General features: G+C 56.7%; 8 protein-coding genes and 1 pseudogene. 2 read left to right on the top strand and 7 right to left on the bottom strand.

Annotated elements, in window-relative coordinates; translation table 11 throughout:
- Positions 1 to 170 precede the first annotated feature (170 nt).
- Positions 171 to 344: pseudogene (locus IE224_RS21535) on the top strand (transposase domain-containing protein); the annotation flags it as partial.
- 207 nt (positions 345 to 551) lie between these two features.
- Here the strand turns inward: IE224_RS21535 and IE224_RS20245 are convergent.
- Both IE224_RS20245 and IE224_RS20240 read right to left on the bottom strand, forming a co-directional pair.
- Complete coding sequence (locus IE224_RS20245) at positions 552 to 938, bottom strand: response regulator (protein WP_191313273.1); 387 nt, start codon at positions 936 to 938, stop codon at positions 552 to 554.
- An 8-nt stretch (positions 939 to 946) separates the two neighbouring features.
- Positions 947 to 2827, bottom strand: a complete 1881-nt coding sequence (locus IE224_RS20240) for an HWE histidine kinase domain-containing protein (protein WP_191313271.1) — start codon at positions 2825 to 2827, stop codon at positions 947 to 949.
- 860 nt (positions 2828 to 3687) lie between these two features.
- Between IE224_RS20240 and IE224_RS20235 the strand changes: the two genes are divergently transcribed.
- Positions 3688 to 4341, top strand: coding sequence for a hypothetical protein (locus IE224_RS20235; RefSeq protein WP_191313269.1), 654 nt, complete (start codon positions 3688 to 3690; stop codon positions 4339 to 4341).
- Between the two features lie 267 nt (positions 4342 to 4608).
- On the opposite strand, the gene IE224_RS20230 is transcribed toward IE224_RS20235, so the two are convergent.
- From IE224_RS20230 to IE224_RS20210, 5 genes are all read right to left on the bottom strand, one after another.
- A complete protein-coding gene (locus IE224_RS20230; RefSeq protein ID WP_191313267.1) occupies positions 4609 to 4815 on the bottom strand; it encodes a hypothetical protein in 207 nt (68 codons plus the stop codon).
- A 909-nt stretch (positions 4816 to 5724) separates the two neighbouring features.
- Positions 5725 to 6159 carry a twin-arginine translocase TatA/TatE family subunit gene (locus IE224_RS20225; protein WP_229849492.1) on the bottom strand — a complete coding sequence of 145 codons (435 nt, stop codon included), beginning with the start codon at positions 6157 to 6159 and terminating at the stop codon, positions 5725 to 5727.
- A gap of 373 nt (positions 6160 to 6532) precedes the next feature.
- Positions 6533 to 6673 (bottom strand): hypothetical protein, encoded by a 141-nt coding sequence (locus IE224_RS20220; protein ID WP_191313263.1) that lies wholly within the window; start codon positions 6671 to 6673, stop codon positions 6533 to 6535.
- Between the two features lie 66 nt (positions 6674 to 6739).
- A complete protein-coding gene (locus tag IE224_RS20215) occupies positions 6740 to 6982 on the bottom strand; it encodes a hypothetical protein (protein WP_191313261.1) in 243 nt (80 codons plus the stop codon).
- Between the two features lie 52 nt (positions 6983 to 7034).
- Entirely contained in the window at positions 7035 to 7409 is a 375-nt protein-coding gene (locus IE224_RS20210) for a hypothetical protein (protein WP_191313259.1), read from the bottom strand.
- Positions 7410 to 7726: the final 317 nt, after the last annotated feature.

The raw sequence follows: 7726 nt of genomic DNA, 5'->3' as shown, positions 1-7726 counted from the left end.
TACGTCGTTAACGACGTCGCTATGCACGTGTCTTAGCCGATCACCCCACGCTCAGGCAGGCGGTGGCAACCGGGCGGTTACGTTCCAGGTCGCCCAGAACGAAAAGCCATGTTCGCCCCTGGCCGCGGCAACAAGGATGTCCAGATGCATGTGCCAGTCTGCGGCAACCTTTGATCGCCACCACAAAGGTCAACGGCGTGGAGCCCTTCGCCTACCTTAAAGCAACTCTGGAAGCCTTCGCAGCCGGCCGCCCGCAGGCTCAGATCGACAACTTGCTGCCCTGGAACTTTAGGCCGGCAAGCTCAAAAAAGGTGCGGCGTAGACGTCGCTTAAGAATTTTTTGACGGCATCTTAAGAGTGGGTATGCCTGCGGCATGAACTGAAGAAGAAGGGACTGCTGTCGCCGCTACCGGAGACCCTGTTCCTGCCGGTGGAGCTCAATGATCCATGGGCGAGGCATCTAGGCAGATGATTGCAAATACCATGTTCCTAGTGACTTCCTGACGGCACAAGTCAACACTGAAGCGGGCAATCCTAAGCGATACTCTTAGTCAAGAAATTTGAGCAGCGAAATCGTTCAGCGCTTTGGCGACCAGCGATGGGCGGTAAGGCTTCTGGAGGAACAAGCTGCCCGACGGCAGATTGTCTTCCGCAACTTTCAGCTTGCCAGACGCGATGATGATCTTGATCGTTGGACAGCAATTGTGAACAGCGTGAGCCAGCATCAGTCCATCCATATCACCAGGCATTTCGATGTCCGTGAAAAGGATACGAATGTCTGGGTGTTGCTGAAGCAAGCTCAAAGCGACAGACGAATTCTTGGCTTCATGGACAGAAAATCCCGCATCTTCACATAGGTCAACAGCATCCATACGGATGATTGGATCGTCTTCAACAACAAGGATGGAAAACTCTGAGTAGGAAAGCGACTGACCCATAAAATAACTTAATTCTCCACAATGCCGACGAGCTCGAAGCGAAGGCCAGCAGGATTATACTCGATTGCTCCAGTGCCATCAAAATATGAACCGACGATCTGCTCCATCAGCCTGGAGCCAAACCCTTTTCGGTTCGGGGCGTTCACCAAGGGTCCGTTGCTTTCGCTCCAGATGAAGCGGAAGTCTGACCCTGAGCATGTCCAACGCATATCGATACACCCTGTTCCATTGGTCAAGGCGCCATACTTGACGGCATTGGTCGACAGTTCATGCACTGCCAAGGAAATCCCTAGGACTTGCTGTGGAGTAAGCCTCACCTGAGGACCGGATATTTGAATCCGCCCATCAAGACTTTGATGCGGTGCAATAGCCGCATCCAGAACATCCCTCAGGTAGGCTCCTTCACGCGGTGCATCGGTCAGGATATCCTGCATCCGCGCCAACGCTCCTAATCGGGCAGCAACAGCCTCACGGCCTTCTTTTACTGTCTCTGCCTGACGTAAGCTTTGGCTGGCAATCGCCTGCACCATTGCCAGTGTGTTCTTAAGACGGTGCGACAATTCAGCACTGAGTGCTTGGCGTTCTTCTTCAGCGCGACGTCGGTCAGTAATATCCGTAAAAAGAATTGCAACAAGCTTATCCGCAGGGTCGCCTACGCGGTGCGCTTGCACTTCAAACCAACGTGCACGGAGCACCTCGGCTTTGTTTTCAAAACAAGCGGGTTCACCGGTGAGAGCAACATTGCCGTAGATCTCGAACCAGTACGGTTCAAGTCCAGGAGCGATCTCACTAACCCACTTTCCGACTGACCCAATCAAGCCGGTATGCTGCTCATATGCAGAATTTCCTTCAACGATTCGATAATCGATCGCTGTATTGTCAGCGTCGAATTTCATCTCAACGATACAGATCCCCACATCAACATTTTCGACTAAGGTTTTGTATCGGTCCTGAGATAATTGAAGTTGTCGTGCCGCCAAGATCTGCTCGGTGACTTCAAGGAAGATCACAGTGAAGCGGTCACCGCCAGCGGGCTGGCAAACACCATCATACCAACGATCCAGTGTTCCAATCTGCCGCGTAAAGCGGATTGTCTCACCAGTCTCCACGACATTTGCAATTCGGTTGAACCACTCATCCTCAATCCCCGGAATAAGCTCGCGGACGGTCCGGCCCACAGACTGCTCGACCGGAAGGCCCACCAAGTCACCCCATGCTCGATTGACCTCTTCGTACCGCCAGTTGCAGATCTTGCCGTTTTCATCGCGGATCACTTCGGCAAGCATGAAGCCTTCTTGCAGGTCTTCGAAGAGGCTGCGCCACTTGCTTTCGCTCTTTGCAAGCGCTGCAGCGTGATGCTCTTGCTCAGCCGTTATGCGCCGAAGTTCAAGCAGATCCACGACCAGCTTGGCTAAAGCAGCAAGACCCGCAGCTTGGTGCGGTGTCAGTCCTTGGGGGCGGGGGACTGGGTCAATAACACAAAGTGTGCCCAAGACCTGGCCATTGGGTGCGGTCAAAGGGGCGCCGGCGTAAAAGCGGATGAACGGCTTACTCGTAACCAAGCTGTTGTGTCGGGTACGTTCATCGAGTGCCAGGTCCGGAATGACGAGAAGATCAGGGCTACCTAACGCATGGGAGCAAACCGATTGGTCTAGCGGTGTTTCGAATGGCTCAAATCCAAGTCGTGCCTTGAACCACTGGCGATCGGCTTCTATCAAGCTGACAAGGCCGACCGATGTTTCACATAGCTGAGTAGCCAGCATGACAATATCGTCGAAGCCGCGTTCAGGAGGCGTGTCTGTTATCTCATAGCTCTTGAGGGTTGCCAGACGTTTTGCATCAGCAGCAGCTATGGCAGAGGCGCTAAACGGATCAGATTTGACAGTCATACGCGCCTAATTGCTACATCAAAAGTTAGTCCATGCATGACACGACCTTGTTCGGAGAACAATGAGTTCCTCAAACTATCTAGCCTGTGAGCGGCGGCAGGCTTCGCCTTTTTTGGGAACAGGGTTGGAACATGGCAGTCAGCATCGAGCGCACTAATGCTAACAGCTTCAAAGCTGAAGATGATCAGGACAGGCACATTTCTTCTTTGCCCGTTCACTGTTGGGGTGACGTCTTTCGCCTGGACAGGATGCTTGGTACGAGCCGGCCCCCGCATCTCGATTAACGCCAAGTGGCGCTGCATCGGCCACCTTGGGGGCAGACCGCTGGCGTCATGCCCTCGGTTATCAGACGCGCATGGCGGCCGCTGATGTATGAATGGCTCTGTCTGCATGCTTGGGACCCCGGGTCCAGACCGCGGTTGCCGTTGGCCGCTGGATCACCTTCTACGACCACTAGAGCTCTTACACCGCCCATGTCAGGCAGGTATCTGCCTCGGTTTACTTCAACTGTATTCATACGCCCACCATACACTGGCGGTTGCTTAGATGAGCCGGGAAGCTGTCCAAGGAACGTGGAGGCGAGGGTAATCCTGCAATTCTGACAGGCGCTCGTCTAGAAGTGGAGACGATGTTGCGGTTGCCGTTGGCATAACGACTGCCAACTCAAACTGCAGCGCAATGCTTCAGCGCGATACTCGGGAACTTGAAGAAGTCGGGCGGCAGTGGTTGCTTGTCCTGTGGTCGATGCATGCCAGTCCCGTTCCGGGGACCGCCAGCAAGTTGGTGCCGACTGGCAAGCCACCAGCAACTGCCCGCTGCCGTGTCTCGTTTAGCACTTGTTGCCATACAAGGAGCACCGAATGTTTAAGCCTCTCGTCGTCTCCCTTCTGCTTGTATGCCCTGCATTCGGCTCGAGTGAGGATGCCTGGTCTGATTTCGCCGCAGAGGTCGAGGGCGCGTGTTTGGCCGCCACAAATGGCTCTCTTTCGGAAGCGTCAGCGGTTGTCGATCCTTTCGGCAGCGAAAGCTATGGGCTGGCTATTGTCAGTGGGCTGACACCAGACGATGACGCTGTGAGCATGATTTGCATTGTTGACAAGGAAAGCCGCGCGATCGAAATCGGCGGCGAGCTGCAAATCAAAGTTATGGAGCCCGGGCTGCAGCCTTTAACCGCCGACAACATCGAAGGTGCGGGCTTAACAGGGGAACTTTTCTGCAGCTTCGAGGCGAATGGCCAGTCCCTTTTGCTTGCAGCGGGGAATGTGGCCTCCGATCAGGCGGCGGAAGCGATCATCAAGCTAACCGCCAGACTGATGAGCCTGAGCGCCGACGGCGGGTACGACGCAATGACCGCAGGCACCGTGTTCACCGGCGCGGGAGTTTTGGCAGAAGTAGCAGTCACGAGCGAGGCGACAGAAGGAGGAGAGTCTCCCGCTTATCCCGCAACGCTGACCGTGCAGCCCGAAAGTGGCGACGAGGTGGTCGCTGACGGGCTTTGGCGCTGTGGTCCATAACACCTGTTCAACTCAGGGAGCTTCGTAGGCACCAAGTAGAAGTGTCGCGGACCGGCGAAGTTATTTGTCACACTTACCTTGTTCCCGGAACCTTGTGTGCGGGACGAAACACAAGGTCTGCAACTTCTTCCGATGTGCAAAGAGCTGATCTGCCAAGCCGCGCCGACACTAGCAGCAGTCGGCACAGCTTCCATGAAAAAGCTTCTGGCACGACCACCCTGTGTCTGTGCACATCCCCCTGCGGCTTCGCCCGCAGGGGGCCTTCTGTCACCCCAGCAGCCAGTAGGCTACAACGGCGACAACGCCAAATCCAACAATCATGATGCACCAGTTCAGCAAGATGGCCTTGCCGGATTGGACTTGCTTGGCTGCCTCTGGTGGCTCGTGGCTTGCAGAAAGGGATTCCTCAATTTCTGACGTCGGGACATCAGGCGGCAACCGACTCGCGGCCGGCTTGTTTTCATGGGAGCTCATGTTTCGTCTTTCGTTGATGCAAGGGTCATGATCTGCCGGCCTCTCGGCAGGCGGATCGATCTCAGGCCGTCATGCGAAAGAAGGCGGTCCTCTGGCGCGAAAAGGCTGCGCATGAGGCAATGGAACGCGACAACTGTATAAGGCTGGGCAGAGAGTTCCCTTAGCCCTCAGAAAGGATGGCAACGCCTGCGATGGGCGCGGTCCGGCCATCACCAGCAGGCGGGTGTCTGCTGCGTCCTTGCGGGAAACAAAATCCCGCCCTTGGGTGGCCGACAGCGTCGCGGCCGGCTTGCCGAGGTAGGCGGTCAGGCTGGCCGGAGCAATGACCTGTGGTCCCGGCAGCAGGGCTATCAACATAGCCAGCAGCAGGGCAAGCCATAGCCGTGCAAGGGGCGATGACTTCGCCGTCTGGAACATCGGCGGTAAGGTCATTCGTCGACTGATCATGTTTGAGAGCTGGGAACAAGAGCCCGCCCCCGGACAACGTCTGATCCTGCTGAACTCATTTAACTGATTTCGGATCAGCCTGACGGACAACGTTGACGTTGCTTTTGATCCAAGGCACCGTGATCATGCTAGCAAGGAGCGGGTAGTGGCTGAGCGTATTGGCACCATCATCGGTTATGTTGTCATCGGAGGGGTCTATCTTCTGATGGCCTGGACTGCGTTTGGCGGCACAGGTTGAGCCAATTTCAGAATACACGAATAACCTGCTGTTATGCGTGTGGCAGAAGAGTTTCCGATAAACGTTGATATCGCAGCTGGATCGGAGCCCTCCTCCGTCTACTCCGCTCCGGTAACAGGACCAATGGCCGTCCCCCAGCAGTAGCCGAATGGCATCGGCTCTTTCTGACCCTTCGCATCGGAACAACGCCCACCGCACACAATAAGACCTGGCATCCCTCATGATCAGGGTCTGTTTCTGTCTCTGCGACGTACTGGATGCCGATGTCGCTTGGGACTCACGGTTGGAGACAATGTCTCTCGGGACAACTTCGCAGGCTGAGGATCATGCGGCACTTGATCGGGTAGAGCAGGCGCTTCAGGAGCAGCAGGAGGGGGCCGATTTGAGGAGGAGGATCTCGTATCCCATGCCTCAAAGCGATCTGCTGCTCGCTCCAAGGCATCAAGCCCGGGTGATCTTCGGGAAGTCATCCTCCTCATCTCATCAAGGGATTTTGCTGCTTCATCCAGTCCTGCTCCTTTCGCGGCGTCCTCCATGGCGGCACTGAATTCACGTGCCAAGGCTCGAGCGCGGGCTGTGACGCGTCCGAGAGTCCGAAAAAGGTGCGGCAGATCCTCGGGCTTGACCACAATCAGCGCCACGACCCCAATCAGCAGCATTTCTGTCCAGCCGACATCCAACATAGCCTGTCCTTTGCGCGGTAAACGCCGGCCCTGCGGGGCAGCGGCAGATCGGAGACATCAGGATGTCCCGAGGAGAAGAATGACTTTTAGAAGCTCGGCCCAAGCCGTCTGCGGACCAAACGCTCAAGTGTGCCTCCACTACATGGGCGCAGCCCATATGAGCAGGCCATCAAGACGGACATGCCGAGAAGACTGGATGTCTTCTTAGGATGAGCCGAGGAGGTGCATTGGTTCTGCTCTGGGTCTGCACAATGGTTTGTCACCCTGCAGGGCAGGGGCAGGGCGCTGTTCTGCACCCGAGGGCCGGATAACCGGCCCACGGGAGTGATTGCAAAACAGCCAATCATGCTCAGCCGAGGATCAATATCGCCAAGGCACCCACGGCAGAAAGCCCCAGGCAGATCCAGAGCCCCAGCCAGAAGCCGCGCCAGTTATAGATCGGCGTGACTTCTCCGCAGTTCTCGCATTGCCCACGTCCGTAGGTCATCATCTGGACGCATGCAGGGCAACGAAACCGTTGCCGCGCCTCCGCCGGAGTATCTTTGGATCGCATCGCTCATCCTCCAAGGCCGGCAGTCACAACGCCCGCAAGCATGGTGGCCGCCAGGATGGACATGATGATCAGTTTCACTTTGGGTGATGTCATAATGAAGACTCGCAGGAATGCCTGCGCCGCACGGCCCGCTGGTCCGTCGGCTTGATCAGGCGAAGGATCGAAATGGCGTTTGGGCCAGCCAATGCCGCCAAACAGCCGCATCAGAAGAAGGAGAGTGGCAAGTTCCCGCGTTTCGCAAGGCACGCGTATTCCGCCTTGGGCGGAGGATGCAGGGAAACGTTACCGGCTCCGAGGATCAGGCTCGCGGCGGGGCCCTGGCACGTGCCTGATCCCACAGCCGCTGCTTGAAGAGTGAGCCGGCATCGCCGACTAATAATTGTTTCTGGGCCTGGTCCGACCGCGAGACCAAGGTTTGCTCTGGCGCCGGAAGAAGCGGTAGATCGACCGGAGGGGGGTTGCCGGGTCCAACGATCGTCAACTTGGTGGCCAGGATGGCCAACTGCGCCGGGCGGACGCTGTAGAGCATCTGCGCCGGCGTCTGTTTGACGCTCCCTTGGCCAAGCTCTGAGATCCCAGACGGCGCAGCGGCAAATCCGGCCAGCTGCAAGAGCCCGATCACAATGATCGAAAGATGGAAGATCCTCAGGGCTGACAGCAGGCGTGCGAGCATGACGCCAACAATGGCTCTTGCAGCGCTCTGGGGCAAGGGAGCAGCGGCTTGATGCCGTTCACAATCGGGAATAGCGCTCGCGCATCATGAGCGGCGGCGGATCAGGCAATGGCGGCTACCATTCCCGAACCATCGCAAACAATGGACGACATGTTGGTATTGCCACCTCAGCTTTCAGGCGCGGCCATACGAATGTCTAACGCAGATCACAAACCAGAATGGCAGCGGGTTGACCGTAACCGCCCGGTTGCCACCGCCTGCCTGAGCGTGGGGTGATCGGCTAAGACACGTGCATAGCGACGTCGTTAACGACGTAT

This window comes from Paracoccus aerius (assembly GCF_014656455.1).
GTDB lineage: Bacteria > Pseudomonadota > Alphaproteobacteria > Rhodobacterales > Rhodobacteraceae > Paracoccus > Paracoccus aerius.
Note: the sequence above shows the minus strand (reverse complement) of the source record. Positions and strands in the feature narration are given on the sequence as shown.